A 19713-nucleotide genomic window follows, 5' to 3' on the forward strand; every position below is an offset into this window, starting at 1 on the left:
ATTGCTCAATGCAATTTTTAGATAAATAAAGAATAATGAAAGGTTTCGATAATAGAACAGCAGAAAAGGGATCCTATAAATAAGTGGGTTTCTATATGTTAGTGGCACTCTAATTATATTAACTCCATTGGAGACTTCTTTCAACGGTAAGCTCGTATCTATTTGAATACCAAGCAGTGTCACGTTGTATCCGTTTTGCTGTAACGACTCCGCCTGATTAATGACACGATTATCGTTTGTTAACTCATTAAAAACTATGGAAAGGACATTTTTCATTTAATATAGGTCTCTCTGGAAAGTGTTCAAAAGTACATCAGGCTTGCTCTGAAAGATAAAAAAGCTTATCAAACTGTATTCAGAAATGTTAGAATTATTCATGCAGTAAATGATGAGTTAATACTCTGTTTACCTCTTCGAGCATTGCCCTATTGAAAATTCTCAATCCCGCTTCAACATTTAAAACAGGAATATTAAATTTAGCTGCCGCCAAAGACCCCGCGATTGTAGAGTTAGTGTCTCCATAAACCAACAATATATCGACATTTTCCTTTATTAATACCCTCTGAATATCTGATAGCATTTCTGCGGTTTGCCCTCCGTGACTTGACTTGCTTTACTCATTCAATCATTTTACGATAAGGATACAACAATTCTAAATCTCTACACTAAGCACATTTATTTTATCTAACATTTGGTTCAATGTGCGTTTTGTTGACTTCTAGCCAACGAGAGAAATTAATTACTCTCCATGCAAACCAACTAAATGGTCTTGACCCATTTAAAGTCTCTTTTACTTCATTTTGAAGTTCAATTTCATTTAAAAAATCAACATAAGATATGACTCTTTCTATCTCATCAACATTCATGTTACTAGTCCATTCTTGTTCAGGGGTTGCAAACCCAATCTTATCAGTCCTATCTAAAATTTCATCAGGTACAATCCCTCTCATCGCTTGTCTAAAAACATTCTTCGTCAACCCATCTTTTGACAGCAAATAATCCTCAGGTAATGATAATAAAAACTCAGCCATTTCAATGGTCAAAAACGGAACTCGACCCTCAACACTCCACTTCATGGCATTTCTATCACCATGCCTTAACAATGAATTGATCCCAGCTCGGTGATGTCCTACTAATGACCTACGTAACTCGTATACTAGCCTACGCCCCTTTATAGGAATTTCTTCATCCTCCTTGTTTATTTGATCATTTGCCTCCTTCATCAATTGATCCGCGTCAGCAACTAACCAAACTGGCGTGGCTGTTTTGTAAAATTTATTAATCAAGCCCCTAATGCCATTTGTTAAACTATTCTTACCTGGCTCCACTTCATGGTTTGACGAGATTAGCCTAGAGAACCGCTTAACATTTTTAGAAATACCTTTTAATAGTATTGAAATTGAATATGAAAAAATATATTTTACAATTGGTTTACTTGATTGATTATGCAGTTTTGACCAAGAGTGTAGAAACTTAAATAACCTTAGAAATGCCCCTTTATCAAAATAACTCATTGAGGCATGCTCAGGATATCCAAAATATCCCGCTAACATCTCATCAGCCCCTTGCCCTTCCAAAATTACCGTAATGCCATTTTCTTTCGCTGACTTAAAAACTCGATATTGAGCATATATACTTGTACTTCCGAAAGGCTCCCCTTGAGCTATAATTAAATCATCTATTTCATCAGCGAGATCTTTATAACTCAATTGAATCTTATGAGGGATGGCGCCAACATGATTGTTGACAATATCTACCCATTTCTCTTCGTCAACAGAAGAATTGCTCGCAATATAGCTAAACGTGTGAATGGGGATATTAGGCTCCAAATAACGCATAGCGCATACTATTGCGGAAGAATCAATTCCTCCCGATAGAGCAGCGCCAATTGGAACGTCACTACGCATGTGCAGTTTCACACTCTCGAGAAACAATTCGCGAAGTTTAGCTACAGCATCATTGAAAGAGATATTTCTGTTTTCTTCTATGCTGGGCTTCCACCACCGCTCTTCTTTCAATTCCAGCTCATTATCTAAGTTAATGGTCAAGAAACAGCCCGGTTTTAGAGCATTTATCCCCTTGGTCAATGTGTATTCAGCGACATCATAACTGCTTCGCAGTAAGTAATTTACAACCGATGCAGGATTTAACTTTTTCTTTTCATCTATTAATAAAAATAAACTAGGAACTTCTGAAGAAAAGTAAAATCTTTCTTGAGTAGCGAAGTAGTAAAAAGGCTTAATGCCAAATGCATCTCTTACACAATAGATCCTCCTTTTGTCTAAATCATAAATTACAAAGGCAAACATTCCAGTGAGTTTAGCCAAGCAATTACTTCCCCACTCAATCCAGCTATTTAATAGAACTTCTGTATCAGTATCCGATTTAAAAGAATAACCTAGATCAATCAGCTCATCTCTGATTTCTTTATAGTTATACACTTCACCATTGTACGTTATCCAATATCTTCCATCCTCTGAACTCATAGGCTGATACCCCAAGTCAGAAAGGTCAATTATAGAAAGACGTGAATGCGCAAAGACTATACTTTTACCTTCATGGTTAAATGATTTTATACCTTTGCCATCAGGCCCTCTATGTGAAAGACTGTTATTGGCGCGGGTGACTTTTTCAATTAATCCATTCGGATTAGAATCGATAGCCCCTACTATGCCACACATAATCTTTTCGTTTTATTCATAAGGTCACTATTATTGATAAGCCTTTCCGGTGAAACAATTCTTGATATTTGAATCATCATAACTAGGTTTATATTAATTCGGTATACTATAAAAGGCATTTGGGAGTTGTCAAACGAGGGTAGTGTAAAACTTAAAATAGAATGACAAACGGGTGTTTAGCGTTTATGCAGAGAACCTAGAATATTAGTCCTTTTCTATCCCCACTGGCGACATATTTCGCATACCATGCTTCTCCTTGAACAAGCTGGGTCCAGCTATTCAAAAGCAGTTTCTCCTCGTGAGAAATCGGCACATAATCATCTCTAAAAAAAGAGGGGATGTAGTCATAATCAATCGTTTCATTCTTAACAAGGTCAATCACTTTCTTACAAAAGAACCTTACATCAAGATGATTTTCCACATAAGTCCTGCTTCTCTCGGCTAATTTTTTTCTCTCATCATAGTCGTCAATTAGCAAGGCAAGCCTTTCTTTTAATGTGTAAGGATTAACATCCACAATCGGACAATCAACGGGATTTTGCTGCGGGTAACGTTCATAAGACATATTAGCCATTACAACAGCTCCACTAGCAAGTGCCTCGGTAGCTAATTTTCCTGACCCTGGACATAACAGCTGATCAATTAAAATATCAGCATTGGAATACATTTCCATTGCTTTTTCATGGGGTACGTTTTCTATGAGCTGAACGATAAAGTCATATCCTTCCTTCTGCAACTCTTCCATGGCCTTAAGCACAAATTTTGTCCCCTTAACAGATCGATCACTTGGAGCATGGACAACCACAGGCCTAGTCCTTCTTTGCGTTCTGTTCTCTGTGATTTGCTCAGCATTAACCATCATATTCCAGCGATAATAGGGACGCAACTGTAATTGAGCTTGATCCAACCTACTAAATATAAAGTCGGCATACTTCTCAGAATTTCTAATTCTAGTCAAACGTTCGGTCAGTGCAGTTTGTGTTTTCAGTTCTTCTAAGTCATATTCTATTGGATCCAAACCGTACTTGTTGAACTCTTGCTCCATCCCGAAAAACCATCTAACGTCATCCCCAACGAAAACCATGACGACCTTTTTTCCCTTTTTCTTCAAATACTCAAGATCCATAAAGTCATCGTTGAAACTAGATGAAATAAACACAAAGACATCGCATTCTTTAACCGCCCTTCTGAGTATATATGCATCAACAAGCTTTAACCAAATATTTCTTAATCGATAGTGAATAAAACCAGGTCTAAAAATTGGGAACTTATTCTTGACTTTAGCCGTATTAAAATCTGCAAAATCATGAATGATCACTGATGAGGGGAGGTATCTTGATACAATGAATGTTTCAACACCCAGATCAGCAAACCCATTCTTCATATCAGAAAATACTGAGGCAATATTATTTAATCCTATAAAGACCTTCATTTGCGCTTACGCTTATAATACAGTTGTCATTTTTAAAACTCCATTCAGAGCAACTTCCTGGCTTTCATTTAAAAACTCTAAGAATCCGTTGATCGCTAAATTTAAAGTGCCATTTTCAAAGTTCTACTAACGATATTAATCGTTAAGGATTCAACTCCAATCTTTAAAAGAACGTTTCAAATCTGATTAACGGATATAAGTAACAATTAAAAAACTTCCTCTATTATATCTTTGATTTTAACCGATGGAGAATAAATTCTTTCCTGCAAAAGGTCTATTTCTGCTATGCAGTCATCTGCTTTTTCATTAGTATATTCAAACACTGGTTTTTTATCCAGCTTCTGAGCAATAATATCAACGATAGACTTTAAGGATAACTGTTCAGGTCCAGCTACGTTATATGTATAACTCCCTTCACTCTCCATGAGCTTATTCAATACATTGACCACATCACTGACATGAATCGGGTTGATAACAACCCCTCCATTCTCTGTTAGCCTTATAGGCCTTCCATTATTCACATTATCTACTAATCTCGGGATTAACATCGAACGCTTTTGCCCTTTGCCATACATGAAAAATAAGCGTAACAGAGAAACATCAAAATAAGTAGTGTAGTTATGAGTTAAGATTTCACTACAGAGTTTTGTTGCAAAGTAATTTCCAAGCTTACCAAATGTATTAATTGGTGTGTTCTCATTTACTGCACCCATGCTCGTGTCATAAATTCCTCCTGTCGAAGTAAATATAAATTTTTTTGCGCCTACTAGCCTTGCATAATCAAGCAGTTTAACTGTTGAAGTCACATTAACGTGAAATACGTCAAGTGCATGTTCTGGAAATTCACGAAAGAGTTCAGACTGTGCAAGATGCATAACAGTATGAATGTCTTTGGGCAATTCATCAGTAGACCAATCTGAATTAAAGTCATAAGCATAATACTTAACACCTGGAATAGGCTCTTGTGGCAGCTTATGTACCAAGGCATGGACTTCATTATCACCAGTAAACATCGCGACAGCATGTCTACCCAACAAACCATTTGCACCTGTAATTAGAATTTTTTTATCTCTCATAAATTATATTAAACGCCCCCTAACCGTTATACCATAATGATCAACGTTTTTTTGGCTAACAACAAGATCATTCTCAAGATACCAACCTAAAATCTCATCCAAACTATGACGGCTTGCTATTTGAGGGTGATACCAATCATAATTAATCACGTTATTTTCCTCTTCGCTAAACATATCATTCCAATAGCATTTAAAAAAGAAATGATAAATGAACCTTTGTAGGTCGTATTCACCAGCCTCAATTCCCAAAATATCGACTTTCGGAACTTCGATTGTAATGCCTTTTTTTGCCATTATTCGTCCAAATTCTGTAATCTCATTTAAGGCTTTTGATGATTCTTCATAATTCATGTCAGAAATTATATTTCTGACATAGTCATCGGCATATTCACGTAATGGAGCTTTGATCTTATAAACATAAATGGCTATTTCGCCTTCAGGTCTCAATAGCTGCACAAGGTTATCAAAAGATCTCTTAGGATCTGCTGTATGGTGTAATACCTCTTGACTATATATAAAATCAAAGGTCCCTATATCACTTAAGTCTCCAAGTAAGTCTTTCTCAAAAACTGAAACATTCTTAAGGTGCTTTAGATTTTCGGTGGCGACATGGGCCGCAGTCAAGTCAATACCCACAACCTCCGTATCCTCATCAGCATACTTTTTTAGTAATGCGGTGACGCGACCATTTCCACAACCGGCATCAAGTATTCGCTTTTTACCTTTCAAAAAGGCCCTAAATTCATCCCCGTTAGAAAAACCATTCCGATTAATTATCCACTCAAATACATCAGAGTTCTCATCCGATGTTTGAGTAAATGCCAGATTAGCATTTTTTTCCCATTTGTCTTTAAAACTCTTAAAGGTTTGAGATTTATTTAAATCATTGTCGTTTGCCATAGAAAAGTTAATTTGATTAACCATTAGTTAGTTCGAAAAAAGAATTAATCAAAAAACTCAATTTCTCTTTTCAAGTGAAATTTGCTTTCAATTATGTCTTACACATCTCATTAAAAGAAGCTCAAAGTCTCATAACCGGAATGCCAATATTTAATGTTATTTATTTAATTACCCTTTAATGACTATTCTATAAAAAGAAATATTTTATAGAAATACCGAAATACTATTTAGGGATCCTGTTATTTTTTAAAGGGTGTTTTACGATCGGATATTTATTGTTATACGAATCCTTATTATTGGGATTGAAAAAATTAATTAGGTCATTTTCTTTATTGTACCATACCCTATCATGTATAGCAGAAAAAATCTCTCCCATAGCTGTATATGAATGATATTTCTCGACATACTTAACCCCTGCTTCACCCAAACTTTTACGGAGCTCAGCGTCCTTTATTAAACATCGAAGGGTTTCTTTAATTTTCTCAGGATTTGAACTTACTGCTGGGCACTCATTTAGATAAGAAAAACGTCTGAATACTTTAATTTCATTCTCATCGTCTTCCAAGTTAGTTATCACAGGTAATCCCGTGGCCATTCCCTCCAACGCACTAAGAGCGAAACCTAATATCAGTTGTTCAACCAGTATGTCGGCATCTTGATAAAGTTTATCTCTTACAACATCATTCTGTACATTTTCCAAAAGGCACAATTCTACCAATACCCCTTCAGCCTTTAATTCTTCTACTGCTTGAATCAAGAATTCCGTTCCCTTTATTCCCCTGTGATTTGGAGTATGATATACTTTAACAATACCGTTTTTCCCGTCATTCTTTGAATAATTCGTTTTTGGTCTAAACATACTGGTATTCATAGGATAAACAGCATAGGGCAGAATATCCCAACGAGCAATCTGATCAAACTGGAATCCAGCCATAATACAGTCAGCATATTCAACAAAGTACTCGATCTTTTGACTAATCAATTTTTCTCTTTTAGCACTTTCTGGGTAGTTAACCAAAAGCGCATGATGCCAAGATTTGTTATATAATTGGGAATACATCTGATAATCTGAACCGTAAGGCAGAACAACAAATTTAAGTCCACAGTTTCTATAGAAATCCAGCTCCTTTTTCCAGTATTTAGAATCCTTCCAAACCAATCCCTCATAAGTAGTATGTATTATGTCGAAATTATCAGCTATATAAAGCAAAAGATGAATTTTGGAAAGTGAACTAAACCTCATTAAAAGCCCTCTCATAAGGGACTTAGGTTTAATATCCTCAAAGTATATATCAAAATCAGCTCTTTTATTAATAGAGCTGTAATAGTGGGTCATGAAGGTCTTAGAATTATATCCTTTTAGTTTAAGAGCCTCATTCCAATACTTAAAATTAATTATTGGTGTAACCCCCCACATTAAACGAGGACTGGCGCTTTTTGGAATTGAACCCTTTCGCCTATACCTATACAGCCTAAAAACCAGTTTTATTAATATCTTTTCCACTATGTCGACTATCCATCGAAACAACCTAATAATCAAATTTTTCATTAATCGTTAGTTATATGACTATTAGTCAACGGATGGTTTATCAATGGTGTTAGATTGTTATATGACTTCGAATTCCGAGGGTTAAAGAAATTCATAGGATCACTCGAAGGATCATCTCGCCAAATTTTCTTTTCCATTTCCGCAAACAGGGCATTAAATGCATTATATGAATGGTATTTTTCAGCGTATTTCCGACCAGCGGAGCCTAATTGGACTCTGAGTTCAGGGTTAGTTATTAGTTTCCGCAGATTATCTTTAACATTTTCTGGAGAAGTACTTACTATTGGACACTCATTCAAATATGAATAACGTCTGAATACATTCATAATTTCTGGATTTTCCAAATTTGACAAAACAGGAATTCCAGAAGCCAGACCCTCGATAGCATTTAGCCCATGACCAGTAAGAATAAGTTGCTCAACCAAAATATCTGCCTTTTCCTGAAGGGTACTTCTTACTACTTCATTTTTCACCTTTTCTAAAAGAATAAAGTCAATTTTAAGACCTTCTGCTTTTAGTTCTTGAACAGCCTGAATTATGAATTCTGTACCTTTAAAGCCTCGAAAATTAGGTGAATGGGCAATAGTTACAGTTCCATTATGACCATCTGATTTTTGAACTTTAACACTTGGTTTCCATTCATTGAGATCAATACAAAGAACACTCAAAGGCAAAGCATCCCATCTCGCAGCATCATCAAGCATAATTGCCATTATGACAAAGTCTGCATTGACCGTCCAATAATCTACTTTTTCAGAAATAGATTTTTCGTTGAAAACCTCAGTCGGTACAGAAATCATTAGATTATGTTTAAAGCTTTGGTCAATAATTTTTGAATATTTATAATAGTCGCTTCCGTAAGGGATAATTATGACTTTTTTCCCATATAATTTCAAGAGCCTAGCCTCATTCTTAAAAAAGACAGTATTATCAAAAAAATTGAACCTAAAAGCCATTAGGAAGATATCATACTCTTTAAGTATGTAACTAAACACCTCCAACTTCTGTTTTGTTATATTCCAATTATTCCTTTTCCCTTTTATTGGGAAAAGATCTTCGATTAATATGTCAAAGTCTTCATTCGAGTTTATTATAGGAACTGCCGTAACAATGGAGTCCGCTTTGTATCCATTAGCTTTTAAAGCATTTGCCCAATATTTATTGTTTATAATGGGGCAAGGGCCAAATAATACTCTCGGCTTGTGATCACGGGGAGTGACAATTGTTTTGAAGACAAAGTATCGATAGAAAAAATACAACAGGTGCTGCTCTAACTTCTCAAATGATTTCTTTAAACTATCACTAGATTCTCTTAAGAATACCCTGACAAATCTGTATAACCTGTATATTAACCATTTCCTAAACATATTCAAGATGTTAAAAATTTCTAGTTTCGATAAAAATGTAAGACTTGTAAAACCCCTACTTCTTTATGTCTGGAGAGGAATCGAAAACCATACCTACTTTGATTGATAAATCTGTAAGGTAATCTGTCACCCTTAGAAGTCCCCCATGACATTTGATTAAAAATGATCCGTCTTGAAACACCTCCACAATTTCCCCTATTCGTTGCCCTGGAACATCAAGCCTTGTGTCAAAAGGGCTTACTCGATAAAGTGTGACTTTTTTATCATTGATAAAAGAAAAAGCGCCAGGATATGGTTTGGTTAAAGCTCTAACAAAATTATAAATATCCATTAAGGGCTTATTCCAATCAATTATACCGTCTTCGGGGGTCCTTTTCCCAAAATACGTAGGTATTCCAACTTGAGGTTGTACCGTGAAATCCCCTATCAATAGTTTAGGGACCCACTCCATGTACATCCTATGTGTAATCATTGACATTTTTAAATAAAGGCTCTGAACATCATCCCATTGATTGATATCAAACATTTGATAAAAGAATACATCCCCGTTATCAATGCCTGGCCTAATTAAAAAATAATGCACAATGAATCTTTCTGCACCGTTGATTAAACTCCAGTTGATTGGTGACCTTCCTCTACCCTTCGGTAAAAATTCCACACTTCCATGTCCACCAATTGCACCAATTGAAAGGGTATCGAGAATTACACTTGGAAATAAACGCTGCCAGCCTCCCTGTATTAAGAGATCAAATTCATTCCGCTTAAAAAACTCGATATCCTCTGCTGAATTAAGAGTATACTTGCTCACGTAATATACTGGAATACCATAAGCCTTCGCAAGCGGTTCATAATCTATATAACCTGATATCTGCAACCTTTCTGCTTTTGATTTATCAACCAGAACGAAATAATCAATTTTAAGCCCACTAGCAAGCATTTTTCCAATGGCCTCATATCCAGCAACATGACAGCCACACATCACAATCTTTTTCATCTTATTTCGTTTTGAAGAAAGTGAATTTAAGAGACATCAAAGTTTCCAAACTTACTTAATGCTTCCCTATACTCGGATAGAACATTATTACTCCTGCCATGTACTACTCTCTTTATTCTATCAGAAGGCGACATCACTTCATCCTGCCACCAAGCCGGGTGAGTCAACACCTGTGCATTTTTGATTGAATCATCCATTAAAAAATCTTTCAACCTCCTATACTTCCAATAGCCATTGGAATCTGAGCAATAGTCATAATTCTTTTTGATGGACTCAGTATATACATTAAACAAACCTGCATAAGCCTCCTTTTCGCAACTCATGGTAAATTCAGTTGTATTGTGAAAAGAGAAGGCTCTAATCTCAATATTAAAAATACTACGAAATAACTCCACCTCCTTTAAAAGATAGTCTTCCAAATCATCTTCCAAGGTTATTTCATAGTAATGGCTATCAAAATGAAGCCCAATATTGTGGCCTAATTCCTTTATCTTAAAAAGTATCTCGGTAACTTCTTTTTCGAAAATATTATAAAACTCGGAATGGGGTAGAATAAAGTAATTTGCCCTCACACCCATTTCTGCTTCTATTTGTGCAAGCTTCAATGCGCTATGCATACTAAAGTCAATATCATGTCGCCACAATATTTTATTTGATGCATCTGATCCTAATTCATCGAATGTGATGAAAGTGTATTTTTTTAACGCCAAAGCAATTAGCGCTTTGTAATTTTCTCTTGTAAAATCTTCAAAGTAATAATTCATCCTCTACTAATAAAACCTAACCCTTAATGATTTGAAAAAAGTATCGGCCACTGACCTCGTACCTTTATACTCTATTTCAGACACCTTGATTTTCCCTTGTCCTGTCAGAAGTACGATTTCACCACTCTCCAAGTATTGTACTATTTGTCCTGGGATCCCACACCAATTTTCCTGATCATCAAATACTGCGGCTCTCCAAATCCTAAGAACGGCATCCTCTTTATCCAGGCAAAAAGCACCTTCGAACGGTTCCGAACTTGCGTTTACAAGCCTGACAATTTCTTCAGCAGAAGCATGCCAATCAATCTTACCATCTTCTGGTCTTCTAGGATAACACCTTAAAGCCATCAAAGAATTTTTGCTTTGGGCCTCTAAAACAAACTGAGGTTCTACTTTCAGTTTCTCAGCCACCTTGAGAAACATCCTTGGTATGTCTTTTTCAAACCACTGATATACCTCCCCAACTCGAGTATCAATATCTATAGGGTAAAGCTTCTTTAATAGAATATCTCCTGAGTCAAGCTCATCTCCAATCATTCTGTGAATACACAATCCAATTTCCTTTTCTCCATTGATGATGGCCCATGCTTGACAAGCGTTACCTCGATAACGAGGTAGATCTCCACCATGGGCATTGAGGATCCCTAATGGAAATAAATCCGTAACCTCTTTCGATATAACACCACTGTAATTAATACTAATGGCAATGGCTACATCATTCGAAGTTGATAGCTTCAATATTTTGTCTTTTGAAATTGCGGGATCATGCAGAAATGGACAATTTAGTTCATCTGCAAAAGCTTTAAAATCATCCGACCCTACTTCGTATTCTGGAGCCTCTTTGGAGGTAATAATATAAGCTATCTCAAATCCTTTACTTTGCAGTAACTTACCTGTATCAAGCAATACTTTTGTTCTCCCAATCAGAGCTACCTTCATTTTTTTCCTCCAAATTGTAAACTAACATCGTATAGTTTCGAGGACATTAAGCCATTCAGTGAAACATGCTCTAACAAGGCAATCAAAATATCTCTGGTCCCTAAAACTTCTCCTATATTCTGAACAGTTCTTAACAATCCCATATTCTGTTGATCATGTTTTATTTTTGTAAAACGATCATTATTCTCTGAATTTAAATAGATATGAATGGGATGGAAATTAAAAATATTTAATCGCTTGTCCATTAAGTCTATCTTGCTATCATCAAATGGATAATCTAATGCAAAATGATAATCATCCTCCCAGTTAAATGGAATTCTACACAAGCCATTCCATAAAATAAATGGCTTAATCCCTTGATGGTATGGTAAAAAGTGGTTTACCTCATAAGTGATTCCAAATTTTCTGTACATCTCCAGAATATACCCGCTTTGAGTAAGGCTATGAGACCTAGCACCTTTTGCCTCTGGGTACATCTCCTTTAAATTAGACATTACATCTTCAACATTCCCTCCTTTTCCCTGTAGAATCTGATTGAAATTTGGGTGCAAACCAATTTCAAATAAATCACGATCACAATTGTCCAATACCTCTGACTTATGTGTCGTGAAAATAGTACAAGGCACATCGTATTTCTTAAATAAATCAAGGGTATCTTGAATCACCTCTTCAGGAGCCCAGTCTACATCAATAGTAAAACAATTCACATTTCTTTTTTTAAATAATAAAATCGTCTAGACAATAAATAACCATTTTGTCTTTCCCTATTTTATCTATGATCTTATTTTTAATTTTTTGCCCGAAAGCGGCACTCATGATCACCATATGTGTTACAGGCTCATCTACTACATCTTGAAAGTTTTCTACTTTTATTTCAAAGCCATCGAAGTACTGATTATAAATTCCAGCGTTATCATCAAAAAACCTGATGTTATTGTTACTTCCGATGTCGGCAATTGCCAGGTAAGGCATGGCTCTTAATGGAATATAACAGCCTAAAGTATTGTTTTCTTGAAGCCCTAAATTAATTAAGTCAACTACCTTATTTTTTAGTGTATGTAAGTTTTTATCAAATTTTTCAAATTTGCTAGTACCTTTTTTCGCAGTCCAATCCTTAGTTTCTGAAACTTTAGCAACGCAGTATAACACCCCACCAAAATCAGCCGGCCGAATACTCAACACTTCGAACCCAGCTGATTCCACTACATTACGAAGCGATTCTTGGTCGAAGTAATTTAGATGTTCATGCAAGATCATAGACATGTCTCCAGAGTCGATATATCTTGTGCAATCTGGAACTGCAAAAGCGATCAAACCTCCTGTATTTAAATCCTTCGCATGTTCTTTAATGAAAGCTGAGGGTTCTAAAACATGTTCTAAAACATCATAATGAATAATCATATCCGTTTTCGGCATTTCATTGCTTGTTGGATAGAAGTCTTCTATTACCTCAATGCCTAGCTCTGCTCCAGCTTGAATCGCTATAGGACTGGGATCGATTGCAGCCACATCAAAACCCTTTTCTTTGAGTTTCCCTAGGATATAACATCCTCCTGCGCCAACCTCTGAGATTCTTTTAGTTGATGGATTTAATTTGTCAATTGATTGTTCAATAAATTCAAGAAAATCACCACCGTAACTTATTGCTAGGTCGTGCCCTTCCTGTAAGTATCCTACGTTATAATCCTCTTTGTAAATAGTTTCAAGATAACCCCATGTTTGATCGTTTCTTTTTTGAATGATTAATTGATAGTCTTCATTAAATTCGAAACTAAAATCAACAAAATCGGGAACGGGATTAACGGGTGAATTTGGTTTATCTGTCATTCTCCAATAGAATGGAAGTTTCCCTAATTTAATCTCTCTTTTCATCCTTAATTACTTTTTTGATAAACATCAACGAGAACATCTGTTTGAAAAAATAGGTTATCCTTAGCTAGGATACCAATCATTTCAATATTGCCGATATTCATGTCTGTTATCTGTTTCCGAATATTTCTTATTGCACTTATGTTGTTTTTTGATGGCATAGGAAAACCACTTTCCAAAGGTTCTGCCTTTGCGAAAACTATTTCGGTTCCTCCTTGTAAAACATCAAATCTCTTTAGCTCATCTATTGCGATTTCTTCAAAAGACAATTTCGATTCCTCGATTTGTTGATCACTCATTAAAAGCTCAATACTGATTGGATACAAACCATTCCTTTTTGCTCCAGAACAATAGGCATTAAAATCATTCAATCGATAAGTATGGAAACCATCTTCATAGCAAAAGAAATAGAATAGGCCAGCCATATCCAATGGCTTATCTAGCAATAGGCTAACCACCACGGTTTTCAATGGTTTATCATACTTCAATCCAGTAAAATCAACCCCTAACATCCTTCCTAAAAGTGGAATACCTCCTGTCCAAACAAAATCCTGAATTTTGTCAATTTCAATAAGTTCCCCACCTGTAAATAGAGAAATAGAATCAACCTTGTTACTTTTTAAGTTAACTTTCCTTAGCTCAGATGATAGTTTAAACTCAACATTTAAATCTTTCAATTTTGCTACTAGGGCCTCTATAACACGATACATCCCATAATTCCGTGGGTAATATGCTTTTCTTCCAGAAGATAAATTAAGGGGGAGTTCCCTTTGATGACTATAAGCCAACTTAGACCTTAGAACATCCGACTTAATCAAATCGTCCAACAATGGAGCATCATATAAAGCCACTCTTGTCATTGGTGTGAAAATAGTAGCCATGTAATCCAGTTCACCGGCAGGTTTTTGATGAATTTTCTCTACGGAAGGAATAATTGTTTTTGAGGCAATATAATTTCCAAACCGATGGTTGGCATACTCCTCTGCAGAGAGATCCGTTTTAGGTTTACTTTTAGAATCCTCTTCTTTTAGGTTAGAGAAAAACTCGAACATGCACTTTTCATATTCTTGTTTTTCAAGGTTTCTTAAATCAAAATAAGGAGTGTTTTTTTGCAAGGTATTTGAATAATAAATACCCGCTAAATCGCGATTCTCTCCTTCCAATATTTGCCAATCTTCCTTTTCGAGTAGAGAAAAAATAAAATCATCTAACTCCTGAATCCCGGTTTCCATGATATTATGCATTCCGTAGTCAAAAACACCATAATCATCACCATAATCCAGCTTTCTTAGCAAGCCTCCAACTTCTGAATTTTTTTCAATAATAATTACATCAGTATCTCTTTTAGAGGCCAAATAATAAGCCCTTAATAATCCTGAAATACCTGACCCAATAATGATCGATTTACTCTTCCCCATCCTTGTTAATATTTAATTGATTAAAGGGTAAGACAAAAAAGTCTGTATACTCACTTAATAATTCCTCTGGGGTGCTCTGGAAGATATCCTTATTATTAATTTGGGTGTGGTAATAATATTTTTCATCAAAAGTCCCCCAACGTTTTTTAAACCGGTACACTCCTTCTTGAGTTTCCCAAGTCCCTCCCCAATTCCATAATTTATAGCCTTGCTCAGAAGCATCTTTCATTGCCTGAAGTATAAGTAAACTCATTGGCTGTTTATCCCTATGGTCCGACTTTATTACAGGGGTGTAGTATTCAACCGTATTTTTATGATAAAATAGCAACAAGCATGAGATAGGCTCTCCATCAAAAGAGGCAGTATAGATTTTATAGTCCTTATTAGCTTCATAAATACTAGGAAATATCTTAAAAAATTGCTCGTTTTTTGGCTTCCCTCCAATTGCTTCCATATTTTCTAAATGAACCTGATATAAAAAGTCCAGTTTAGAATTATCAACACTTATAACTAAGCCCGACTTCATTGACTTTCGAACCATGTTCCGAGTTTTATAATGAAATAAATTCATTAGATTCTCTTCGAAATTACTTTCAAAACCAATGTCCGTAAACTGGCCAATTCTGAAATCAGTCAGGTTGCTTTTTATTCTAGAAAAATCTTGATCGGATAAAAGTGGGATAGAAATCACTGTAGATGCAGCTATCGTTTCTTTCCCTATAACTTTTTCGTTATAATAGTTTATTAAATACTGGAATACTTCATCATTTTTTGTTAATAGCCCACCATTACTCCCATAAAAAGGTAAGGAATTTACAACCTCTCCATACTTTCCATTCTTAATCATCATAGGTAAAACGCCCACGATTTCATCCTGAATAATCGCTATTATATAAAGAGCCTCAACACCTAATAATTTTATAAGTAGGTTCCTATACTTTAATGAATGATAGAGCATTGAAGCATCATGATCGTAAACAAACTTTTCATATTTGTCTTCCCATTCATGATTTAATATGATGCAGTTGATATCATTCATTTTTATAAATATTATCTGGTCTTTTTATTGTTTGGTCTTTAAATATGGTAATTGTAAACTCATAAGGCATATATGAGCAATCAAGGACGTATCTTTTTGATAATTTCTCTGATACGAATCTCAATAGCTCATTTATATTTTGATGATATGCACCCTCTTGAATAAAGTCAACTTGGTCGGACATGAAATTCACGGACAAATAGACATTTGCTTTACTAAACAAACCTTCCAGTATTTCAAACACCAAATTTTTATGCTTTTCCAGGTCTTCAAAATAAGATATATTAAATACCCCAGAAATTAATACATAGTCAAAGCTCTTCTGTATTTCGGAATAATCTTGGATTAACTGAAAATCAGTATTTGGAAAGGTTATTTTATTTTGAACTATAAAACTGTCAACTACATCTACTCCATGATAGCTAAAATTCCCATCATGAGTCGCATTTAAGTAATCAAACATATGCCCCAATCCACATCCAAAATCTAGAATTGAGAATTTCTTTTTTACAATTGACCTGGTTAAAGCATCAAATCTCTCTTTTTGTCTCCCTTTAGGCCAAAAGACTGATTTTTCTGAATTACCGTATTTATCAAATGCCTCTTGGTATTGCTTTATTACGTTATCAATCATGAATAATTAATTCAAGCCTTCGGTCTCACCATTTAAGAAAATTCTGCACCACCATTCAAAATTCATAAATGACCAAATTAAAAGTCTATGGTTAATGTGTTGTTCATTATGCTCTTTGACTATCCTTTCTATATATTCTGGATTTATAAACTCATAAGAAACTGTTTTTTTCTTATCAAGTAGCAGCTCTTTTACATAGCCCATATTCTCACCCCTGTACCAACTTTCATCTGGTGCTGAGAACCCTTGCTTTTTACGGTCAAGAATCTTTTTAGGAATATAATCTTTCATTGCCTCTCTCAAAATCATCTTCCCATCATCAAAATTTCGATAACGTAACTTCATATGAGCATTCTCATCTATCTTTTTAATCTCATTCGTTAGGTTACCAAGTTTGTATTTTACGGGAATTTTCTGAGCAAAATTTACCAAGTCATTGTCCATGAATGGAAACCTTTCTTCTAAACCACTTGCCATGGCCAGTTTATCCCCCACTAAAAACAAGCCTGGTAAAAATGTCTTCGCTTCGAAATACAGGGAATTTTGAATATGGGCTTCCGGACTATCGTACCTTAATGAATTATTAAAGGTGAATACCCTTTCAAAAACTGTCCGTGGCTCAGACATGTCCATTTGAGAAATCTTATCCTCTTGAAACAACGTGGTTTTTTCTCCATCAGGAACTAGTCGCTGCCAAAAGGAATAATATTGCTCAAAAAAATTCTCTTGACTAATAGAATCAAAAATACGATAGTACCGCCAAGGGTAACCACCGAAAAGCTCATCTCCTCCAGTGCCCTGTAAGCATACCTTGACGAACTTTGATGCTAATCTTGATATGTAATAGTTTGGGTAAGACATACCTACCCTTAAATCTTCTAAATGGTATACTAATTTGGGTAAAGACCAACGCAAATCACCTGCATTCATTACTTGTTCGAAGTGCTCTGTCTTAAAGTGATTGGCCATCAACTCGGCATCTCTTCTTTCATCATAATTGGCCTCTACTCCTGTCACCTCACTCATGTCAAAACCACAAGTAAATGTTGACATTCTAGGGACGTATTTCGAAGCTATTGATGTTATTGTGCCCGAATCCATTCCTCCAGAAAGATAGCTCCCTACTGGAACGTCCGAAACCATTTGCCTGGCCACAGCCTGTTCCATCAACCGCTCTGTTTCTAGCTTAGCCTCCTCAAAACTTATACCATTATCTGGCTTGGTAAAATCATAATCCCACCAAGAGCGATGTTTTACACCTGTGGAGCTTCGCTCCATGGTAACAGTATTTGCCGGAGGAAGCATTGTTACGCCTTTGAATAAAGTTCGGAAAGTAAATAAATTTTGGAACGTAAAATATTCATTCAAAGCACCTAAATCCACCTCCGTTTTATAATCAGGATGTTGTAATATGGCCTTAATCTCTGAGGCAAAAACCAATGTTTCTCCATTGAACCAATAGTACAGCGGCTTAATTCCAAAACGATCTCTAGATAGATACAGCTTCTTTTCTTGCTTATCCCAACAAGCAATGGCAAACATGCCATTCAACTCCTCAACAAAGGAGATACCAAAGGCTGAAATGCCCTCAACAATCACTTCGGTATCTGAATTGGAATGAAAACTATGCCCTGCCGCCCTTAACTTTTGTCTTAACTCTAAATAATTATAGATACACCCATTAAAAACGAGTATGTACCTACCATCTCGAGATGGCATAGGTTGCGCTCCCTTCTCTGATGTATCTAAAATAGCGAGTCGTTTGTGTACAAGGCCGACATTCTCATCTATAAATATACCCTCTCCATCTGGACCTCGGTGGGCAATACTCTCACCCATCTTCTTGAGCAGTTGGGTGGTAATGGGTTTATCATTGAGGTTAAAAACACCGGCTAATCCACACATGCTTTAAAGAGATTTTAGAGTTTCGACAACATATTCAAAATCCTCTAGCGTCATTCTGTTATGCAAAGGTATGGCCATCGAAAAATTATTTGAAGCTTGGGCTCCAGGAAAATCAGTAGGCTGAAGTCCATATTTTTTGGAATAAAAGCCCAACATATGAACGGCATGCGTTCCTGGTCGAGTTGAAATGCCCATATCTAGTAGTTTCTGCATGATCTCATTTCTAGACATCGGTGATTTGCTTTCATCAACTATGGTAACATAACTCTGCCAACCGTGTTTGAAGTCTTGAGAATACACAGGAAGACTCAACCATTCAATTTCGGATAGCTCATCTACATAATACTGCGCCCATTTTGCTCTTTCATCAATAAACTGATCTAGTTTACCAAGTTGTACACAGCCTAAAGCTCCTTGAAGGTCGGTCATTCTATAATTATAGCCACAGACGTCAAAGTCAGGCAATATATAAGGTTGCGCACCATGATGCCTTTGTTCTTCAGAAACAGAAGCGCCATGATTTCTTAAGATTGAAAGTTTTTCAGCAAGCCTATCATCATTGGTGGTGATCATTCCACCTTCACCAGTCGTTACTGATTTTCTTGGGTGAAATGAAAAACAACCCATAATACCTAAGCCTCCAGCTGGCTGACCTTTATATGCAGCTCCTGCCGCACAAGCGCCATCTTCAATAATCGGGATACCCGGTGCAGCTAGCTTAATTGCATCCATATCAACACAGAGACCAAAAAGATGCACCGCCATTATGGCCTTCGTCTTAGATGTGATCTTTGTTGATAATTGCGCTGGATCAAGGTTAAAAGTCTTAGTATCAACATCACAAAAAACAACTTCAGCACCTTGGTGAAGCACAACGTTAGCCGTTGAAACCCAAGTAAATGCTGGAACAATCACTTCATCTCCAGGCCCTATATCCAAAGCGACCAACGCTAGATGTAGCGCAGTAGTGGCACTAGTTACTGCTATGGCATGTTTGACCTTATGCCTCTCAGCAAACATTACTTCAAATTCCCTAACTTTAGGGCCAGAGGTTAACCAACCTGACATAATTGGTACCTTAACAGCTTCCCATTCTTCAAGTCCAGTGCTAGGCAAAGAAATGGGGATATTTCTCTTTTCACTCAT

At 36.0% G+C, this 19713-nt stretch carries 17 protein-coding genes and 1 pseudogene; all 18 read right to left on the reverse strand.

The genetic code is table 11. The features are described from left to right. A partial coding sequence (locus tag AWN68_RS19125; RefSeq protein WP_221405713.1) for a hypothetical protein occupies window positions 1–276 on the reverse strand: 276 nt, incomplete at its 3' end. A 94-nt stretch (window positions 277–370) separates the two neighbouring features. Beyond that, window positions 371–595 (reverse strand): annotated as a pseudogene (locus tag AWN68_RS18825) (UDP-N-acetylglucosamine 2-epimerase); the annotation flags it as partial. A gap of 85 nt (window positions 596–680) precedes the next feature. Continuing rightward, complete coding sequence (asnB, locus tag AWN68_RS07305) at window positions 681–2681, reverse strand: asparagine synthase (glutamine-hydrolyzing) (protein ID WP_068413430.1); 2001 nt, start codon at window positions 2679–2681, stop codon at window positions 681–683. A gap of 196 nt (window positions 2682–2877) precedes the next feature. Continuing rightward, window positions 2878–4113: a glycosyltransferase gene (locus AWN68_RS07310; RefSeq protein WP_068413433.1), complete on the reverse strand. Its 1236-nt coding sequence runs from the start codon at window positions 4111–4113 to the stop codon at window positions 2878–2880. 206 nt (window positions 4114–4319) lie between these two features. Further along, entirely contained in the window at window positions 4320–5189 is an 870-nt protein-coding gene (locus AWN68_RS07315) for an NAD-dependent epimerase/dehydratase family protein (protein ID WP_068413435.1), read from the reverse strand. 3 nt (window positions 5190–5192) lie between these two features. Further along, complete coding sequence (locus AWN68_RS07320) at window positions 5193–6089, reverse strand: class I SAM-dependent methyltransferase (RefSeq protein ID WP_157716121.1); 897 nt, start codon at window positions 6087–6089, stop codon at window positions 5193–5195. A 223-nt stretch (window positions 6090–6312) separates the two neighbouring features. Continuing rightward, window positions 6313–7593 carry a glycosyltransferase family protein gene (locus AWN68_RS07325; protein WP_157716122.1) on the reverse strand — a complete coding sequence of 427 codons (1281 nt, stop codon included), beginning with the start codon at window positions 7591–7593 and terminating at the stop codon, window positions 6313–6315. A gap of 44 nt (window positions 7594–7637) precedes the next feature. After that, window positions 7638–9005: a glycosyltransferase gene (locus AWN68_RS07330; protein WP_068413444.1), complete on the reverse strand. Its 1368-nt coding sequence runs from the start codon at window positions 9003–9005 to the stop codon at window positions 7638–7640. A gap of 55 nt (window positions 9006–9060) precedes the next feature. Continuing rightward, a complete protein-coding gene (locus AWN68_RS07335; protein WP_068413447.1) occupies window positions 9061–9999 on the reverse strand; it encodes a methionyl-tRNA formyltransferase in 939 nt (312 codons plus the stop codon). Window positions 10000–10025: 26 nt separating this feature from the next. After that, entirely contained in the window at window positions 10026–10763 is a 738-nt protein-coding gene (locus AWN68_RS07340) for a polysaccharide deacetylase family protein (RefSeq protein ID WP_068413449.1), read from the reverse strand. A 6-nt stretch (window positions 10764–10769) separates the two neighbouring features. Further along, window positions 10770–11702: a methionyl-tRNA formyltransferase gene (locus AWN68_RS07345; protein WP_068413450.1), complete on the reverse strand. Its 933-nt coding sequence runs from the start codon at window positions 11700–11702 to the stop codon at window positions 10770–10772. Beyond that, window positions 11699–12409: a polysaccharide deacetylase WbmS family protein gene (locus AWN68_RS07350; RefSeq protein ID WP_068413451.1), complete on the reverse strand. Its 711-nt coding sequence runs from the start codon at window positions 12407–12409 to the stop codon at window positions 11699–11701. The genes AWN68_RS07345 and AWN68_RS07350 overlap by 4 nt, the downstream gene beginning before the upstream one ends. 10 nt (window positions 12410–12419) lie before the next feature. After that, window positions 12420–13574, reverse strand: coding sequence for a class I SAM-dependent methyltransferase (locus AWN68_RS07355; protein WP_068413454.1), 1155 nt, complete (start codon window positions 13572–13574; stop codon window positions 12420–12422). A 2-nt stretch (window positions 13575–13576) separates the two neighbouring features. Beyond that, window positions 13577–14989 carry an NAD(P)-binding protein gene (locus tag AWN68_RS07360; RefSeq protein WP_068413457.1) on the reverse strand — a complete coding sequence of 471 codons (1413 nt, stop codon included), beginning with the start codon at window positions 14987–14989 and terminating at the stop codon, window positions 13577–13579. Further along, a complete protein-coding gene (locus AWN68_RS07365) occupies window positions 14976–16028 on the reverse strand; it encodes a GNAT family N-acetyltransferase (RefSeq protein WP_068413459.1) in 1053 nt (350 codons plus the stop codon). The genes AWN68_RS07360 and AWN68_RS07365 overlap by 14 nt, the downstream gene beginning before the upstream one ends. Next, window positions 16021–16662: a class I SAM-dependent methyltransferase gene (locus tag AWN68_RS07370; RefSeq protein ID WP_068413461.1), complete on the reverse strand. Its 642-nt coding sequence runs from the start codon at window positions 16660–16662 to the stop codon at window positions 16021–16023. Before AWN68_RS07370 ends, AWN68_RS07365 begins: the two co-directional genes overlap by 8 nt. A gap of 6 nt (window positions 16663–16668) precedes the next feature. Further along, window positions 16669–18567, reverse strand: a complete 1899-nt coding sequence (asnB, locus tag AWN68_RS07375; RefSeq protein WP_084362794.1) for an asparagine synthase (glutamine-hydrolyzing) — start codon at window positions 18565–18567, stop codon at window positions 16669–16671. A gap of 3 nt (window positions 18568–18570) precedes the next feature. Continuing rightward, window positions 18571–19713, reverse strand: a complete 1143-nt coding sequence (locus AWN68_RS07380) for a DegT/DnrJ/EryC1/StrS family aminotransferase (protein WP_068413504.1) — start codon at window positions 19711–19713, stop codon at window positions 18571–18573.

Origin of the sequence: Roseivirga echinicomitans, from assembly GCF_001592935.1 — a bacterium.
Taxonomy (GTDB): domain Bacteria; phylum Bacteroidota; class Bacteroidia; order Cytophagales; family Cyclobacteriaceae; genus Roseivirga; species Roseivirga echinicomitans.

What these genes read in the sequence shown, in the direction of transcription:
- asnB (WP_068413430.1), bottom strand. Translation starts at nt 2,681, where the DNA reads ATGTGTGGCATAGTAGGGGCTATCGATTCTAATCCGAATGGATTAATT.
- AWN68_RS07310 (WP_068413433.1), bottom strand. Translation starts at nt 4,113, where the DNA reads ATGAAGGTCTTTATAGGATTAAATAATATTGCCTCAGTATTTTCTGAT.
- AWN68_RS07315 (WP_068413435.1), bottom strand. Translation starts at nt 5,189, where the DNA reads ATGAGAGATAAAAAAATTCTAATTACAGGTGCAAATGGTTTGTTGGGT.
- AWN68_RS07320 (WP_157716121.1), bottom strand. Translation starts at nt 6,089, where the DNA reads ATGGCAAACGACAATGATTTAAATAAATCTCAAACCTTTAAGAGTTTT.
- AWN68_RS07330 (WP_068413444.1), bottom strand. Translation starts at nt 9,005, where the DNA reads ATGTTTAGGAAATGGTTAATATACAGGTTATACAGATTTGTCAGGGTA.
- AWN68_RS07335 (WP_068413447.1), bottom strand. Translation starts at nt 9,999, where the DNA reads ATGAAAAAGATTGTGATGTGTGGCTGTCATGTTGCTGGATATGAGGCC.
- AWN68_RS07340 (WP_068413449.1), bottom strand. Translation starts at nt 10,763, where the DNA reads ATGAATTATTACTTTGAAGATTTTACAAGAGAAAATTACAAAGCGCTA.
- AWN68_RS07345 (WP_068413450.1), bottom strand. Translation starts at nt 11,702, where the DNA reads ATGAAGGTAGCTCTGATTGGGAGAACAAAAGTATTGCTTGATACAGGT.
- AWN68_RS07355 (WP_068413454.1), bottom strand. Translation starts at nt 13,574, where the DNA reads ATGAAAAGAGAGATTAAATTAGGGAAACTTCCATTCTATTGGAGAATG.
- AWN68_RS07360 (WP_068413457.1), bottom strand. Translation starts at nt 14,989, where the DNA reads ATGGGGAAGAGTAAATCGATCATTATTGGGTCAGGTATTTCAGGATTA.
- AWN68_RS07365 (WP_068413459.1), bottom strand. Translation starts at nt 16,028, where the DNA reads ATGAATGATATCAACTGCATCATATTAAATCATGAATGGGAAGACAAA.
- AWN68_RS07370 (WP_068413461.1), bottom strand. Translation starts at nt 16,662, where the DNA reads ATGATTGATAACGTAATAAAGCAATACCAAGAGGCATTTGATAAATAC.
- asnB (WP_084362794.1), bottom strand. Translation starts at nt 18,567, where the DNA reads ATGTGTGGATTAGCCGGTGTTTTTAACCTCAATGATAAACCCATTACC.
- AWN68_RS07380 (WP_068413504.1), bottom strand. Translation starts at nt 19,713, where the DNA reads ATGAGTGAAAAGAGAAATATCCCCATTTCTTTGCCTAGCACTGGACTT.